This window comes from Kitasatospora misakiensis (genome assembly GCF_042656005.1).
GTDB lineage: Bacteria > Actinomycetota > Actinomycetes > Streptomycetales > Streptomycetaceae > Kitasatospora > Kitasatospora misakiensis.
On record NZ_JBHSOF010000004.1, the window covers coordinates 95,791 to 112,284 of the forward strand.

Below are 16,494 nucleotides of genomic sequence, written 5' to 3' on the forward strand. Positions count from 1 at the left end.
GAAATGCGATGGTCCCCCTTGTCAGGTGCCCACAATACGGCGCTCACCAGGGCCGTCGGCAGTGCCGGTGTCCGGGGAATGAGACGGGACCTTCCGGACCGGGCCGTCCACGGGCCGCGGCGGGGACGGCTCCGCCCGCGGCGGGGCGCGACCGATACCCCGCGATCGGCCGCCGCTAACGCCATGATCGGGAAGAGGTCACTCCGGTTCACTCGTTCAGGTGGCAACCAGGCATGTGACCGATGGATTTCCCCGGGCCGGTCCTACCTTTCTGCTGTCGGACCGAACAGGTGTGGGGGAGCCGCGGCCGCCGGAGAACCCGGAGGGCGGCCGCGCGAGGGCCGCCGGCGGCCGGTGGTGGCCACCGGTCCGGGCCGCCGTGTCCGCGGCGGGCTTCCCCCTCCGCCCGGGTCGCCCCCACGTCGGACGCGCCGCACGCGTCGCACGGAGGCGGCCGGGCGCCGGCCGGCCCGCGCGGCCGGCACCGCCCGCTCAGCCCGCCCAGCCATCCGCCGATCCCGTTCTGTCCTGGAGGTCTCCCGTGCGCGTTGCACTGCTCACCGAAGGTGTGCGCCCGCACGCTTCGCGTGGCGCCGGCGGCTGGTGCGACCGCCTGGTGGACGGCCTGCGCGAGCACGACTTCGCGTGGTACGTCCTCGCGGGGACGGACGGGACAGCGGGGACGGACGGGACGGCCGGGGCGTCCGCGCCGGGCGCCGGTCCCGACGGCGCCCGGCCCGGGATCCACGAACTCACCCTCCGGGGCCGCCGCCCGGCCGGCCGCGCGCCCGGCGCCCTGCGCGGACGCCAGTACGCCGCCGCCTACGACCGGCTGGTCCGGGCCCTGCTGCGCCCCGGCGAGCGCGCCGAGTTCGGCCCCGGCCTGTACCGGCTCGCCGAACTCGCCCGCGCCGACGGCGCCCTGTCCGCCTTCCTGGTCTCCGACCGGGCCCGGCGCGTCCTGGAACGGGTCTGGCGCTCGCCCGGCGCCGACACCTCCGCGGGCCTGCCCCTGGTCTGCGACGTCCTGGTCGCCGCCGACCTGCTCGAACAGTGCCTGCGGCCGCTCTCCGCCCCCTGGTACGGCACCGAGCCCGGCGGCCTCGGCGCCGCCGACCTCTGCCACGTCGTCGGCGGCGGCCCGGCCGCGCTGCCCGCGCTGGTCGCCAAGCAGCTGCACGGCGTGCCGTTCGTGGTCACCGAGCACGGGCTGCACCTGCGCGAGCAGTACCTCGGCTACCGCGAGGCCCCCTACCGCTGGCCGGTGCGGGCGCTGCTGCTCGCCTTCTTCCGGGCGCTCACCGAGGAGACCTACCGGCAGGCCGCGATACTGACCCCCGGCAGCGCCCACGACGAGCAGTGGCAGCGCCGCTGCGGGGCCGACCCGGTGCGCACCCGGGTGGTGTACGAGGGCACCCCGGCGGTCGAGCGGCCCGCCGCCGGCCCCGAGCCGGCCGCGCCCACGCTGGTCTGGGCCGGCGCCCTGGAACCGGGCCGGGACCCGGAACTCGCCCTGCACGCCTTCGCCCGGGTCCGCGCCGAGCTGCCCGACGCGCGCCTGGTCGTCCACGGTGAGGAGGCCGTCCCCGGCTACCTGGCGCACTGCGCGGCCGTCGCCGAGCGGCTAGGGGTGGCCGGGGCGGTCGAGTTCGCCGGCCGGCCCCGGTCGGCCGCCGACGCCTGGGCGGACGGCACCGTCGTGGTCTTCTCCGCGCTCTCCCAGCGCCGGCCCCGGCTGCTGGCCGACGCGATGCTGAGCGGTCGCGCCGTGGTCGCCACGGATGTCGGGGTGGCCCGCGAGGTGGTCGGCCCGACCGGGCTGCTCGTCCCGCCGCGCGATCCGCAGGCGCTGGCCGGGGCCTGCCTGGCCCTGCTGCGCGACGCGGAGCGCCGGGCCCGGCTCGGACTGGCGGGCCGCCTGCGGGCGCAGGAACGCTTCGCCGTCGAGCCGGTGATCGGCGCCTTCCGGGAGATCTACCTGGAGCTGGTCTCGCACTGGCCGGCCTTCCCGGCCGTCGCCCCGGACGCCGGCGCCGGCCCGCGGCCCCGGCCGTTCGCCCGGCCCGCCGAGTACTGGATCACCGACCGCCGGCACACCGCCCCGGAGCCCGACGGCGGCCCGGCGCACGCGGCCGCGGGCCTCCTGGAGGACGGTGCCCCGGGCGTCCGTCAGTCCGCCGGGCCCGTCACCGACGACGCGGACGGGGGCGAGGCCGTGGGGCCTGACGGCGCGGTGCTGCCACTGGCGCGCGGACGGGGACCGGTGGGCGGTGCGGGGGCCGGTGCGGTGCCCGATCCGGCCGGGACCCTCGCGGAGGCGGTCTGATGGCGGGCGGCGGCGGGGCCGCGCCGGCCGTCGGGCTCGCGGACGGGTCCGGGGACCCGGTCCGGGAGGTGATGGCCGAGCACCGGGTGCTCTGCGAGCGGGCCGTGGACCCGCTGGAGATCGCCGCCGGGCTGGCCGAGGCCGGTCTCGGCCCGGCCGCCGCCGCCCGGTGCCGGCACGCAGACCTGTTCTCGCTCGCCGAGGAGCTGTACGCCCGGGTGCCGCGCCGACCGCCCTCGACCGAGCCGGCCGGGCCCGCCGAGGGCTGGCAGCGGCGGTGCGCGGCGGCCCTGCGGACGGCGGGGCTGGCCGTGCTCCCGTGCGCGGCGGCGGCCGCCCTCGGCGGCAGCCGTCCGGTGCTGCTCGCGGCGGCCGTTCCGCTCGCCCTCGTCCCGGCGGCCGCCGGTGCGGACCGGACGGGCGGCGCGGCGGAGGCGCCCTGGGCCGGGCCCGGTCCCGAGGAGGGGCCGGAGGCGGAGCTGGGACCGGCCGGGCCCGTGCGGGAGCGGACCGGTCGGCCCGTGGCGGGCCGCCACCGGTGGGCGCCGGCCGGGCGGGGGGCCGGGGTGGCCGCGCTGCTGCTGGTGCCGCTGGCCGTGGCGGCCGACGGGCCGGGCGAGCGGCGGGTGACGGCCGCGCTGGTGCTGGCGGCGGCGCTGTCCGCCGGGTCCGCGGAGTGGGCGGCCCGGTGGTACCGGCAGATCGGCCGGGGGCACCTGGGGGCGGCGGCGACGCTGGCCGAGTTCCGTTCCCGGATGCGGCCGGTGCTCCCGGTGGCGCTGGCGCTGCACCTGGCGGTGCTGGCCGTACTGAGCTTCGCGGCGCTCGCCGTGCTGACCGCGCTCGCGCCGAGGCCCGGCCCGGCGCACGGCGGCGGCCTGCTGCACCTGGCGGCCGAGCGCGCCGAGCCCGCCCAGTGGGCGGCGCAGGGGGTGCTCGGTCTGCTGCTGGTGCTGCCCGTGCTGCTGGCGCGCTGCGGACGGCCCGGAGCGGCCGCGCTGCGCGCGCTGGCCGGCGCGGCGGGGACGGCGCTGCTGCCCGCCCCGGCCGGCGGGCTGCTCGGCGGCGGCGCGGTGGCGCTGGCCCTGCTGCTGTACGCGTGGCCGGTGCTGGGCCGCCCCGATGCGCACCGCTGACCGGGCACCCGCGCGGCGACCGCCGTCCGGGCCGTCCGGTCCCCTCGATTTCCCGTTGTTCACTCGAACCCGCCAGACCGTGCCCGGTCTGGCTTCGTGGAAGGACGCCCCCGATGAGGGTGCTGCTGCTGGGCGCCGACGGCTTCATCGGCCGTCGGGTCACCGACCGCCTGCTCATGGATCCGGAGTTGCAGGTGACGGTGCTCGGCCGGCGTGACTCCGCCGACATCCGCTTCGACCTGACCACCGGCAGTCCGGGCGCGCTGGCCCGGTTCCTGGACGCGGTCGCGCCGCAGGTGGTGATCAACTGCGCGGGCGCCACCTACGGCAGCTCGCGCACGCTGATCCGGGCCAACACGCTCGCCGTGGCGACGGTCTGCGAGGGGATCCGGCGCAGCCGGGAGCCGGCCCGGCTGGTGCACGTCGGTTCGGCGGCCGAGTACGGGCCGGTGCCGGGCGGGGTGCCGGTGTCGGAGAGCGCCGAGCCGCGGCCGGTGGGCCCGTACGGGGTGTCCAAGCTGGCCGGGACGGAGCTGGTGCTGGCCTCGGGGCTGGACGCCGCGGTGCTGCGGGTGTTCGACGTGGTCGGGCCGGGGGCGCCGACCGCCTCGCTGTTCGGCCGGCTGGCCGAGGGGCTGCGGCGGGCGCTGGAGCGCGAGGAGTCCCAGGTGCGGATGCCGGACCTGTCCGGATACCGGGATTTCGTGGATGTGCGGGACGTCGCGCGGGCGATCCAGGCGGCCGCGGTGTCGGCCGCGACCGGTGTGATCAACATCGGCAGCGGGCACGCCGTCCGGGCCCGGGAGGCGGCCCAGCTGCTGGTCCGGGCGTCCGGCTTCGAGGGGGCCGTGGTCGAGGAGAACCGGCAGGTCGTGCTGCCCGCGCAGGCCGGCGGGCCGGTCGAGCACGTACCCGGCCACGTGCCCGCGCACCACCTGCCCGGCCACCGTCCGGCGGAGCCCCGGCCGGGCGAGGGGCGGCCGGCGGCGGGCGAGCCGGTGCCGTGGCGGCAGGCGGACGTGCGGACCGCCCGGGACCGTCTCGGCTGGCGGACGCAGGTGCCGCTGGAGGAGTCGCTGGGGGACGTCTGGCTGGAGACGGCCTGCCGGGTCTGACCCGGCGCGGCGGTGGACGGGCCCTGGTCCGGGAGGGTCGGGGAACCGGTTCCGGCCAGGCCTCGGAGGGGTTTGGGACGGGCCCCGGAGCGGTTTGCGCGGACCGCTCCGGGGCCCGTCGCGCGGTCCCATCATCCGATGCGGCCCGTCTCGCCCATCGGACGGGCTGTCTCGGAATACCGGAGCGGCGTGACACTGTTGGCGTAGCAGAGCCACCGAGGTGGCGGAGCAACATGCCCCTGGAGCTGGCCCTGGCCACCCGAACCGACGACCATCGGAGTCCCCGTGTCGCTGCCACCCCTGGTCGAGCCGGCCGACGAGCTCACCGTTGACGAGGTCCGCAGGTACTCCCGCCACCTGATCATCCCCGACGTGGGCATGGCCGGGCAGAAGCGGCTGAAGAACGCCAAGGTGCTGTGTGTCGGCGCCGGCGGCCTGGGCTCGCCCGCGCTGATGTACCTCGCCGCGGCCGGCGTCGGGACGCTGGGGATCGTCGAGTTCGACGTGGTCGACGAGTCGAACCTGCAGCGGCAGATCATCCACGGCCAGTCGGACGTGGGCCGCTCGAAGGGCGAGTCGGCGCGGGACTCGGTCAAGGAGATCAACCCCTACGTCAACGTGATCCTCCACGACGAGCGCCTCGACAACACCAACGTCATGGAGATCTTCGCCGGCTACGACCTGATCGTGGACGGCACCGACAACTTCGCCACCCGGTACCTGGTGAACGACGCCGCGGTGCTGCTCGGCAAGCCGTACGTGTGGGGCTCGATCTACCGCTTCGACGGCCAGGCGAGCGTGTTCTGGGCCGAGCACGGCCCCTGCTACCGCTGCCTCTACCCGGAGGCGCCGCCGCCGGGCATGGTCCCGTCCTGCGCCGAGGGCGGCGTGCTGGGCGTGCTGTGCGCGTCGATCGGCTCGATCCAGGTCACCGAGGCGATCAAGCTGCTGGCCGGGGTCGGCGACCCGCTGGTCGGCCGGCTGATGATCTACGACGCCCTGGAGATGAACTACCGCCAGGTGAAGGTCCGCAAGGACCCGAACTGCGCGCTCTGCGGCGAGAACCCGACCGTCACCGAGCTCATCGACTACGAGGCCTTCTGCGGCGTCGTGTCGGAGGAGGCGCAGGCCGCGGCCGCCGGTTCGACGATCACCTCGAAGCAGCTCAAGCAGTGGCAGGACGACGAGGAGGACATCTTCCTCATCGACGTCCGCGAGCCCGGCGAGTACGAGATCGTCAGCATCCCCGGCGCGGTGCTGATCCCGAAGAACGAGTTCCTGATGGGCAACGCGCTGGAGCAGCTGCCGCAGGACAAGAAGATCGTGCTGCACTGCAAGTCGGGCGTCCGCTCGGCCGAGGTGCTGGCCGTGGTGAAGGCGGCCGGCTTCGCCAACGCCGTCCACCTGGGCGGCGGCGTGCTCGGCTGGGTGAACCAGATCGAGCCGCACAAGCCGGTGTACTGATCACCGCGGACGACCGGTCAGCGCGAAAGGGCCCGCTCCGGCGGGCCCTTTCGGCGTTCCGGGCCGGTCGTGGCTCCGCTCAGAGCGCGCGCTTGCGCTGGAGCACGTTGTAGGAGATCCAGCCGGGCAGCACCGGCAGCCAGAAGGTGAGCGCCCGGTAGAGGAAGACCGCCGGGGTGGCGACGGCGGCCGGCACGTCGGCGACGGTGAGCGCGCCGATCAGCGCCACCTCGACCGGGCCGATGCCGCCCGGGGTGGGGATGGCGGAGCCGGCCGCGTTGGCGGTCAGGAAGACCACGGCGACCGCCGAGAAGGAGATCGAGCCGCCGAAGGCCCGCACCGAGGCGTCCAGGCAGGCGGTGAACGACAGGGTCAGCAGCAGGATGCCGCCGAAGCCGGTGACCAGCTTGCTGGGCGTCTGCATGAGGTCGAGCATCCGGGGCACCACGCCGAAGAACAGCGAGCGCAGCCGGTTCAGCACGAACCGCCGCAGCGGGGCGACCGCCGCGACCACCAGGGCCAGCACCGCCGCGCTCAGCACGCCGATGATCACCGCGCGGGAGGCGGAGAGGTCGCCGTTGGTCTGGCTGCCGGTGATGAGGCCGAAGCTGAACAGCAGCAGCAGGTGACCGGCCAGGCCGGCCAGCTGGGAGGCGCCGACCGAGGCGACCGCCTGGCCGGAGCGGATGCCGGCCTTCTGCAGGTAGCGGGTGTTCAGCGCGATGCCGCCGATCGCGGCCGGCGCGACCAGCTTCACGAAGGACCCGGCGATCTGGGCGGCCACGGTCCGGCGGAACGGCAGCTTCTCCGGGACGAAGCCGGTCAGGCTCATCGCCGCGGCCACGTAGGAGAAGCCCGCCGCGGCGAGCGCCACCGCCGCCCAGGCCCAGTCCATCTGGGAGAGCTTGAGCTGGGCCGGCTTGACCGTGGTCAGCGTGAGGTAGGCGGCGAAGGTGAGCGCGATCACCATGATCAGGCTCTTCGGCTTGAGCCGCTCCAGCCGGGCCGGCTCCATCGGCGCCTCGGGGGCGATCTGCAGGATCTGGGCGCGGATCCGGCTGAGCAGGTCCTCGCCGGCGACCGCGATGTCCTCCTCGGCCTGCTGCTGGGTGCGCTCGCCGGCCGCGACCTGCTCCAGGGCCTTGGCCTGGGCGGCGGTCTTCCGCTCCTTGCTGAGCTTCTTCAGGTCGACGCGGGTGGAGCGGCTCATGCCGACCGGCTGGAGCAGCGGCAGCGCCTGGGCGACCCGCTCGGCGCCGAGCACGGCGTTGGCGGTGGTGACCGTCCGCTCCGGGCCGATCCGCAGGGCGAAGGTGGTGAGCAACTGGGCGACGTCGATCCGCAGGGTGAGGTCGGTGGCCGCGATGTCGCCGCCGGAGAGGTTGACCAGGCAGGCGGTCTTCTCGTCGACGACCAGCAGCGACTCGCCGGTGAGCCGGCGGTGGGCGATCCGGCGCTCGTGCAGGGCGGCGACCGACTCCCACAGCGAGGCCATCACCTGGTCGGTGACCTCCTCGTCGGCGAGGTCGTCCAGGGTGCGGCCCTCGACGTTCTCGTAGACCAGGATCGCGGCGTCCGGGCCGAGCTCGGAGGTGGCGACCAGCTGCGGGGCCCGGGCGCCGGAGGCGGCGGCCGCGTACGCGATCAGCGCCTCCTGCTCCAGCGCCTGGCGCAGCGACTGGGGGCTGCGCCGGACGGCCACCGAGCGCAGCCGCAGCCGGCGCCAGGCCCGGTAGAAGAAGCCGGAGGCCTGCTGCTCGCGGTCGACGATGTGGACGTCCAGCGGCGGGCCGCTCTGCTGGGTGACCAGGTAGCGGCGGGTGCCGCCGGGGGCGTCGGGGGCGCGGTGGGCGCTGGCGGGGGTGAAGCCGACCTTGCGCAGGCCGATCATCAGGTGCTGGCCGGTGGGCCGGATGTTCGGCGAGCCGATCGCGTAGAGGGTGCCGTAGGCGACGGACCAGCCGATCAGCACGGTGAGCAGCAGCGACAGCGGGGTGGTGTAGCCGCCGAGCAGCTCGGTGATGCCGCTGAAGACGACCACCACCCACAGGGCGACCCGCCAGCGGGGTCTGCTCGACATGCCGACCGCCGTCATGTAGGCGATCACGGGGGCGAGGTAGCCGTGCACCGGGTCGGTGAGGGTGCCGACGGAGTCCAGCGGGAAGCGGGTCAGCGCGTCCCTGATGTGGTCGGAGGCGCCCTCGGCGACCCACCAGTCGATGCCCAGCGAGACGCCGTAGGCCAGCACCGAGGCGAGCACGCCGTCGGCGACCCGGAGTCCGTCGCGTTTGATCAGCCGCTCGACCGCGAAGGCGAGCGGCACGGCCAGTACGGCGACGTTGGAGACCAGGCCGGTGATGGTGGACAGCACCGGGGAGAAGCGCGGCGCGTTCTCGGCGATGTCGATCTCGATGCCGGTGGTGGTCGAGGTCGCCACCCCGGCGAGGACGAACACCGCGACGATGCCGAAGACGCCGGCCAGGAAGCGGATGAGGTCGGAGGGGCGGTGCGCGCGGGCGGCGAGCAGCGGCTCGTCGACGTCCAGGTGCGGGGCGTCGTCCAGCGGGTCGTGCCCGGGGCCCGGGTCGGCGGCGTCCGGGTCGGGGGCGTCCGACCCGCCGGCCCCGGAGGCCGCGGCGGGCTCCGGGACGGGCTCGGTGGCGGGCTCCGGGACGGACGGCTGGACGGGTACGACGGCGGGGGCCCCGGCCGCGGGGCCGGCCGGCTTGGGGCTCTTGATCGTCCGGTCCTTGATCAGGGAGACTTCCGGTGACGGCGCGGCGTCGGGCTCTCCGCCGCGACCTGCGGGCATGCTGTCGGAGGACTCGTCGGAGCCCTCGTCCACACCCACGTCAGCCGTCCCGGTCATCTGGTCTTGTCCTCGTATCACCACTCACCGCCCCGAAGATGGTGGCATGCCGCGGCGCCCCGCGCTGGACAGGGGCCGGATCGGGCGCGGCGGATCGTTCGCACGGGCCCCACCGCCCGGCCCGATGCGGAAGAATGCCGCAGGTGACGGACGCCCCCGACGAGGCCGACCACGGCGAGCTGCCGCCCTTCGCCGAACTGGTGCTCGACCTGACCGAGCGGATTCCACCCGGCCGGGTGATGACCTACGGAGACGTCGCCGAGTACCTCGGCCAGGGCGGCCCTCGGCAGGTCGGCCGGGTGATGGCCCTGTACGGCGGCGCCGTGCCCTGGTGGCGGGTGGTCCGCGCCGACGGCCGGCTGCTGCCCGGCCACGAGCACCGCGCCCTCGCCCACTACGGCGACGAGGGCACCCCGCTGCGCGAGCTCGCCGACCCGCCCCGGGTCGACCTGCGGCGCGCCCGCTGGGACGGCGGCCCCGCGGCGGAGTAGCGCCTCACCGGCCTCGGTCCCACGGGGCCGGCATCCCGGATTCCGGCGGCCCCGGCACGGATTCCGGAGACCGCCCCCCGACCGGGCGCGGATCGGACGGATTCCCGTGCGCGGACGGGAATGACGGGGCAGGATCGTAGGCTCGATACGGCGGGCCCCTCGGTGGGGCCCGCCCGCAGTTGCCCGAGCACGACCCCCAGGACGTCCGTGAGCTCCCCCTACCGTCTGGTGCGCAGCCCCCTCGCGCCGCCCGTCCCGCCCGAACTCGACGCGTACCAGCGCGCCGTGGTCGAGCACGCCGGCGGCCCGCTGCTGGTGCTCGCCGGGCCGGGAACGGGCAAGACCACCACGCTCGTCGAGGCCGTCGCCCGGCGGATCGAGAACGGCACCGACCCCGAGCGGATCCTCGTCCTCACCTTCAGCCGCAAGGCCGCCATGGAGCTGCGCGACCGGATGGCCGGCCGGCTCTCCGCCACCGCCGCCGGCGCCCGCGCCGCCGCCCCGCAGGCCACCACCTTCCACTCCTTCTGCTACGCCCTGCTCCGCGCCCACCAGGACCCGGCCGACTACGCCGAGCCGCTGCGCCTGCTCTCCGGCCCCGAGCAGGACGTCATGGTCCGCGAACTGCTCGCCGGCGGCGCCGAGGACGCCCGGCGCGGCCGCTCCCGGATCGCCTGGCCGCTCGACCTGCGCGCCTGCCTCACCACCCGGGGCTTCGCCGACGAGGTCCGCGCCGTCCTCGCCCGCAGCCGCGAGCTCGGCCTCGGCGAGACCGAGCTGGCCCGCTTCGCCGAGGGCGTCCAGCGCCCCGACTGGGCCGCCGCCGCCCACTTCCTCGCCGACTACCTCGACGTCCTGGACCTGCGCGGCGTCCTCGACTACGCCGAGCTCGTGCACCGCGCCGTCCTGCTCGCCGAACGCCCCGAAGTCGAACGGAGCCTGCGCGAGCGCTACGACGCCGTCTTCGTCGACGAGTACCAGGACACCGACCCGGCCCAGGTCCGGCTGCTGCGCCGGCTGGCCGGCGGCGGGCGCGAGCTGGTCGCGGTCGGCGACCCCGACCAGTCCATCTACGCGTTCCGCGGCGCCGACATCAACGGCATCCTGGAGTTCCCGCAGACCTTCCGGCAGGCCGACGGCCGCCCCGCCGAGGTCAAGGTGCTGCGGGTGTCCCGACGCTCCGGCGCCGTGCTGCTCGCCGCCGCCCGCGAACTCACCCGCCGGATGCCGATGGGCCGGCTGCCCAGCGACAAGCTCGCCCAGCACCGCGCCCCGCTGCCCGCCCGCGAGGGCGGCCGGGTCGAGGTCCGCACCTACCCCACGCCCGGCGCCGAGCTGGACTCGATAGCCGACCTGCTGCGCCGCGCCCACCTGGAGGACGGCGTGCCGTGGGGCGAGATGGCCGTACTGGTCCGGGCCGGCGCCCGGTCCATCCCCGGGGTGCAGCGGGCGCTCGGCGCGGCCGGCGTGCCGCTGGAGATCGACGGCGACGACCTGCCGCTGCGCGAGGAGCCGGCCGTCGCGCAGCTGCTGCTCGCCCTGCGGGTCTGCGCCGAGCAGGCCGTCCGCGACCGCCGGGACGTCCGCGACGGTGCGGACGACGGCCCTGACGGCGCTGACGGCCCGGACGGCGGCGCCCCGGGCGCGCCCGACCCGCTCACCACCGAGCTCGCCCACGCCCTGCTCACCGGTCCGCTCGGCGGCCTCGACGGCGCCGACCTGCGCCGCCTCGGCCGCACCCTGCGCGAGGAGGAGCGCGCCGCGCTGCGCGCCGACGCCGCCGAACGGGCCCGCGCCGCCGAAGCCGAAGCCGGGGCCGCTCCCGCCCCCGCCGCCGTGCCCCGCCCGGCCGGCGACCTGATCCGCGAGGCCCTCGCCGAACCGGAGCGCCTCGTCGTCCTCGACGCCCCCTACGCCCGCCGCGCCCACGACCTCGGCACCCTGCTCCGCAAGGTCCGCGAGGCGCTCGCCGGCGGCTGCACCGCCGAGGACGCCCTCTGGCAGCTGTGGGAGGGCTCCCGCCGCTGGCGCGAACGCCTGGAGCGCGCCGCCCTGCGCGGCGGCGCCGCCGGCCGCAACGCCGACCGCGACCTCGACGCCGTCTGCGCCCTCTTCGAGACCGCCGCCCGCGCCGAGGAGCAGGTCACCGGCCACCGCGGCGCCCTCGACCTGCTCGCCGAGCTGGAGGCCCAGGACATCGCCGCCGACACCCTCACCGTGCGCGCCGTGCGCCCCGAGGCCGTCCGGCTGATGACCGCCCACCGCGCCAAGGGCCTGGAGTGGCGGCTCGTCGTGGTCGCCGGCGTCCAGGACGGCCTCTGGCCCGACCTGCGCCGCCGCGGCTCCCTCCTGGAGGCCGACCGGATCGGCCGCGACGGCCTCGCCGAACCGCTCACCCCGGCCGCCCTGCTCGCCGAGGAGCGCCGGCTCTTCTACGTCGCCGCCACCCGGGCCAAGGACCGCCTGGTCGTCACCGCCGTCAAGGCCCCCGCCGACGACGGCGACCAGCCGTCCCGCTTCCTGCGCGAGCTCTACCGCGAGGACGTCGACCCCCGGACCGGCCGGGTGCTGCGCCGCACCCCGCCGGTCACCGTCGAGGACGTCGCCCACCGCCCGCGCCGCCCGCTCGCCGTGCACGCGCTGGTCGCCGAGCTGCGCGCGGTCACCGTCGACCCCGCCCGCTCGCCCGAACTGCGCCGCGCCGCCGCCGAACGGCTCGCCACCCTCGCCCTCGCCACCGACGACGAGGGCCGCCCGCTCGTCCCCGCCGCCCGCCCCGAGGCCTGGTGGGGCCTGGACGACCCCACCGCCGCCCCCGGCCCGCTGCGCGACGCCGACCTGCCGGTGCGGCTGTCCGGCAGCGGCCTGGAACAGCTGGAGGACTGCTCGCTCCAGTGGTTCCTCGACAAGGAGGTCAAGGCCCGCGGCACCTCCTCCGCCGCCCAGGGCTTCGGCAACGTCGTGCACGCCCTCGCCGACGAGGTCGGCTCCGGCCGCACCCCCGCCGACCTCGCCGTCCTCATGGAGCGCCTGGACACCGTGTGGGACGCGCTCGCCTTCGACGCGCCGTGGAAGTCCCAGCAGGAGAAGAACGAGGCCCGGGACGCCCTGGAACGCTTCCTCACCTGGCACGTCATGGCCCGCGGCCGCGACGTCGTCGCCACCGAGCACGGCTTCGACGTCACCCTCGACGCCGGCGGCGTCCAGGTGCGCATCCGCGGCTCGATGGACCGCGTCGAGAAGGACGAGGCCGGCCGCGCCTACGTCGTCGACTTCAAGACCGGCAAGCAGACGCCCACCGACAAGTCCCTGCCCGAGCACAAGCAACTCGCCGTCTACCAGCTCGCCGTCCGCTCCGGCGCGCTCAACGGGCTGCCCGGCTTCGACTCCGCCGCGGCGGAGTCCGGCGGCGCCGAACTCGTCCAGCTGCGCAAGCCCGACAAGGCCGTGCCCGACGCGCCCAAGGTGCAGCGGCAGGACCCGCCCGAGGGCGGGCCGTGGATCGAGAACCTGCTCGCCGACGCCGCCGGGCGGATCCTCGCCGAACGCTTCGTCCCGCGGACCGGCGGCGGCTGCGACCGCTGCGCCTTCCGCCGCAGCTGCTCCGCCCAGCGCGAAGGCGCCCAGGTCGTCGAGTAGGCCCGGAGTAGCCGACGCAACACGTGGCCGTCGCCACAGCGGCGCCCGGCCTGTCGGTGCCCCCCGTTACCGTTGCGTGGTGACCGCCGTGCTCAGCCATCCCGACCAGCTCAAGGAGCTGCTGGGCATCCCCTTCAACCGGGAGCAGATGGCCGCCGTCGGCGCCCCCCTGCGGCCCGCCGTCATCGTCGCCGGCGCCGGCTCCGGCAAGACCACCGTGATGGCCGCCCGGGTCGTCTGGCTGGTCGGCTCCGGCGCCGTCCGCCCCGAACAGGTCCTCGGCCTCACCTTCACCAACAAGGCCGCCGGCGAACTCGCCGAGCGCGTCCGCGCCGCCCTGCGGCTCGCCGGCGTGGGACAGCCCCCGGAGGAGGACGGCCGGGCCGCCGAGCCCGACGGCGAGGCCCTCGGCGAACCCGAGATCTCCACGTACCACGCCTTCGCCGGCCGCCTCCTCAAGGAGCACGGCCTGCGCATCGGCATCGAGCCCGACGTGCGGCTGCTCGCCGACGCCACCCGCTTCCAGCTCGCCGCCAAGGTGCTGCGCACCGCCCGGGGCCCGTTCCCCGCCCTCACCGGCACCTTCGCCGCCCTGGTCGCCGACCTCACCGCCCTCGACGGCGAACTCGCCGAGCACCTCGTCGAACCCGGGCGGCTGCGCGCCCACGACGAGGACCTGCTCGACGCCCTGGCCGGCGTCCGGCTCACCAACGAGGACCTGCGGGCCGTGCCCGCCACCGCCCGCGCCCGCCTGGAACTGCTCCGCCTGGTCGAGGACTACCGGCGCCGCAAGAACGCCGCCGGCCTGATGGACTTCGGCGACCAGATCGCCGCCGCCGCCCGCCTCGCCCAGCAGCGCCCCGAGGTCGGCGCCCTGCTGCGCGACCAGTACCGGGTCGTCCTGCTCGACGAGTACCAGGACACCTCCGTCGCCCAGCGGCTGATGCTGGCCGGCCTGTTCGGCGCCGGCCCCGGCGGCCCCGCCCCCGGCCACCCCGTCACCGCCGTCGGCGACCCCTGCCAGGCCATCTACGGCTGGCGCGGCGCCTCCGTCGCCAACCTCGACGACTTCCCCCGGCACTTCCCCGACGCCGACGGCACCCCCGCCGACCGGTACGCGCTCAGCGAGAACCGCCGCAGCGGCGGCCGGCTGCTGACCTTCGCCAACGGGCTCGCCGCGCCGCTGCGCGCCATGCACGAGGGCGTCGAGGCGCTGCGCCCCGCCCCCGGCGCCGAACTCGACGGCCGGGTGCGGGCCGCGCTGCTGCCCACCCACGCCGAGGAGATCGACTGGCTCGCCGACGAGATCGACCACCTGGTGCGCACCGGCACCGCCCCCGGCCGGATCGCCGTGCTGTGCCGGGGCGGCGCGGCCTTCCCCGACGTGCACGCCGCGCTGGTCGCCCGCGAGGTGCCGGTCGAGGTGGTCGGCCTCGGCGGGCTGCTCCACCTGCCCGAGGTCGCCGACCTGGTCGCGGTCTGCGAGGTGCTCCAGGACCCGACCGCCAACGCCGCGCTGGTCCGGCTGCTGATCGGCCCGCGCTGGCGGATCGGCCCGCGCGACCTCGCCCTGCTCGGCCGGCGGGCCGCCGAACTCGTCCGCACCGCGCGGCCCGAGGGCGTGGAGCCGCTGGCCGCCGCCGTCGCCGAGACCGACCCCACCGAGGTCGTCTCGCTCGCCGACGCCCTGGAGAGCTTCCTCGACAACGACGCGCCCGAGGACCCCGACGGCCCGGCGTTCTCCGCCGAGGCCCGGCTCCGCTTCGCCCGGCTCGCCCGCGAACTGCGCGACCTGCGCCGCTCGCTCGCCGAGCCGCTGATGGACGTGCTGCACCGGGTCCTCGCCGTCACCGGCCTGGAGGTCGAGCTCGCCGCCTCCCCGCAGGCGCTCGCCGCCCGCCGCCGGGAGACCCTGCACGCCTTCCTCGACGTCGCCGCCTCCTTCGCCGACCTCGACGGCGACCCCGGCCTGGCCGCCTTCCTCGGCTTCCTGCGCGCCGCCCAGGAGCACGACCGCGGCCTGGACGCCGGCCTGCCCGGCGGCGAGGACACCGTCAAGGTCCTCACCGCGCACAAGTCCAAGGGCCTGGAGTGGGACGTCGTCGCCGTCCCCGGCCTGGTCAAGGGCGCCTTCCCGAGCACCTCCCCGCGCGAGCGCTGGACCAGCGCCAAGCGCGTCCTGCCGCACGCCCTGCGCGGCGACGCCGCCACCCTGCCCGATGTCCGGGGCGGCTGGACGGCCAAGGCCGTGAAGGAGTTCAGGACCTCCCTCGCCGAGCACTCCGCCACCGAGGAACTGCGCCTCGGCTACGTCGCCTTCACCCGCCCCCGCGCCCTGCTGCTCGCCTCCGGCCACTGGTGGGGGCCCAGCCAGAAGACCCCGCGCGGCCCCTCCGACTTCCTGGAGCAGCTGCGCGAGCACGCCGAACGGCCGGGCAACGGCGAGATCGACGTCTGGGCCGAACCGCCCGCCGAGGGCGCGGAGAACCCGGCGCTCGCCGCGCCCGCCGAACGCCCCTGGCCGCTACCGCTCGACCCGGCCGCCCAGCACGCCCGCCGCCGGGTCGCCGAGGTCGTGCACCGGCGCCTGGCCGGCCAGCCCGCCCCCGACCCCGGGCCGATGGCCCCCGAGGACCGCCGGCTGGTGGAGTCCTGGGACCGCGACCTCACCGCGCTGCTCGGCGAGTTGGAACGCTCCCGCAGCCGGGTGCGGGAGGTGCCGCTGCCCGCCTCGCTCTCCGCCACCCAGCTGCTGCGGCTGGCCGCCGACCCGGACGGCTTCGCGCACGACCTCGCCCGCCCGATGCCCCGCCCGCCGCAGCCCGCCGCCCGGCGCGGCACCCGCTTCCACGCCTGGGTGCAGTCCCGGATCGAACCGCTGATGCTGATCGGCCCGGGCGCGCTGCCCGGCGCCGACGACGACGGCATCGAGGACGAGCAGGACCTCGAACGCCTCAAGGAGGCCTTCCTGCGCACCCCGTACGCGGACCGCGCCCCGCTGCGGGTCGAAGCGCCGTTCCACCTGGTGCTGGCGGGCCGGGTGGTGCGCGGCCGGATCGACGCGGTCTACCGTGACGGTGACGACGGGTCGGAATCCGGCGGCGCGTCACGCTACGAAGTGGTGGACTGGAAGACCCACCGCGAGGAGACCGCCGACCCGCTCCAACTCGCCGTCTACCGGCTGGCCTGGGCCGAACAGGCCGGCGTCCCCCTGGAGCAGGTCACGGCCTCGTTCCTGTACGTCCGGAGTGGCCGGGTCGAACAACCGGCAGGACTTCCCGACCGAAAAGAGTTGGAACGGCTCCTGATCGGGAACAGTGAAGAATGAGTCACGGAGAGCATTCAAGTCATCACGGCAACGGGCGAAACCTGTGCGTAATGCACGTTTCGCGCCTATCGTGGGGTCGGTAACCGGTCAACCCCCGTGCTCCGGCCGCCAGCGAGGCCCGCAGTC

General features: G+C 76.3%; 8 protein-coding genes. 7 read left to right on the top strand and 1 reads right to left on the bottom strand.

What is annotated here, in order from left to right; genetic code table 11:
- The first annotated feature begins 541 nt into the window (after positions 1–541).
- The 4 genes from ACFP3U_RS05530 (at position 542) to moeZ (ending at position 6,041) form a co-directional block, all read left to right on the top strand.
- Positions 542–2,326 carry a DUF3492 domain-containing protein gene (locus ACFP3U_RS05530; RefSeq protein WP_380224050.1) on the top strand — a complete coding sequence of 595 codons (1,785 nt, stop codon included), beginning with the start codon at positions 542–544 and terminating at the stop codon, positions 2,324–2,326.
- Positions 2,326–3,462 (top strand): hypothetical protein, encoded by a 1,137-nt coding sequence (locus tag ACFP3U_RS05535; RefSeq protein ID WP_380224051.1) that lies wholly within the window; start codon positions 2,326–2,328, stop codon positions 3,460–3,462. The genes ACFP3U_RS05530 and ACFP3U_RS05535 overlap by 1 nt, the downstream gene beginning before the upstream one ends.
- A gap of 113 nt (positions 3,463–3,575) precedes the next feature.
- Positions 3,576–4,577: an NAD-dependent epimerase/dehydratase family protein gene (locus ACFP3U_RS05540; RefSeq protein WP_380224052.1), complete on the top strand. Its 1,002-nt coding sequence runs from the start codon at positions 3,576–3,578 to the stop codon at positions 4,575–4,577.
- 285 nt (positions 4,578–4,862) lie between these two features.
- Positions 4,863–6,041 carry an adenylyltransferase/sulfurtransferase MoeZ gene (gene moeZ, locus ACFP3U_RS05545; protein ID WP_380224053.1) on the top strand — a complete coding sequence of 393 codons (1,179 nt, stop codon included), beginning with the start codon at positions 4,863–4,865 and terminating at the stop codon, positions 6,039–6,041.
- A gap of 79 nt (positions 6,042–6,120) precedes the next feature.
- Here the strand turns inward: moeZ and ACFP3U_RS05550 are convergent, their stop codons facing one another.
- Positions 6,121–8,910, bottom strand: a complete 2,790-nt coding sequence (locus tag ACFP3U_RS05550) for a flippase-like domain-containing protein (protein WP_380224054.1) — start codon at positions 8,908–8,910, stop codon at positions 6,121–6,123.
- Between the two features lie 134 nt (positions 8,911–9,044).
- Between ACFP3U_RS05550 and ACFP3U_RS05555 the strand changes: the two genes are divergently transcribed.
- The 3 genes from ACFP3U_RS05555 to ACFP3U_RS05565 all read left to right on the top strand — a co-directional run bounded on the left by ACFP3U_RS05555 (position 9,045) and on the right by ACFP3U_RS05565 (position 16,368).
- Positions 9,045–9,401, top strand: coding sequence for an MGMT family protein (locus tag ACFP3U_RS05555; RefSeq protein WP_380224055.1), 357 nt, complete (start codon positions 9,045–9,047; stop codon positions 9,399–9,401).
- A 120-nt stretch (positions 9,402–9,521) separates the two neighbouring features.
- Positions 9,522–13,040, top strand: coding sequence for an ATP-dependent helicase (locus ACFP3U_RS05560; RefSeq protein WP_380224056.1), 3,519 nt, complete (start codon positions 9,522–9,524; stop codon positions 13,038–13,040).
- Positions 13,041–13,119: 79 nt separating this feature from the next.
- A complete protein-coding gene (locus ACFP3U_RS05565; RefSeq protein WP_380224057.1) occupies positions 13,120–16,368 on the top strand; it encodes a UvrD-helicase domain-containing protein in 3,249 nt (1,082 codons plus the stop codon).
- The last annotated feature ends 126 nt before the right edge of the window (positions 16,369–16,494 follow it).

Excerpts from the sequence above, each read along its gene's own strand:
- ACFP3U_RS05535 (WP_380224051.1), top strand. The coding sequence starts at position 2,326 with ATGGCGGGCGGCGGCGGGGCCGCGCCGGCCGTCGGGCTCGCGGACGGG.
- ACFP3U_RS05540 (WP_380224052.1), top strand. The coding sequence starts at position 3,576 with ATGAGGGTGCTGCTGCTGGGCGCCGACGGCTTCATCGGCCGTCGGGTC.
- ACFP3U_RS05550 (WP_380224054.1), bottom strand. The coding sequence starts at position 8,910 with ATGACCGGGACGGCTGACGTGGGTGTGGACGAGGGCTCCGACGAGTCC.
- ACFP3U_RS05555 (WP_380224055.1), top strand. The coding sequence starts at position 9,045 with ATGCCGCAGGTGACGGACGCCCCCGACGAGGCCGACCACGGCGAGCTG.
- ACFP3U_RS05560 (WP_380224056.1), top strand. The coding sequence starts at position 9,522 with ATGACGGGGCAGGATCGTAGGCTCGATACGGCGGGCCCCTCGGTGGGG.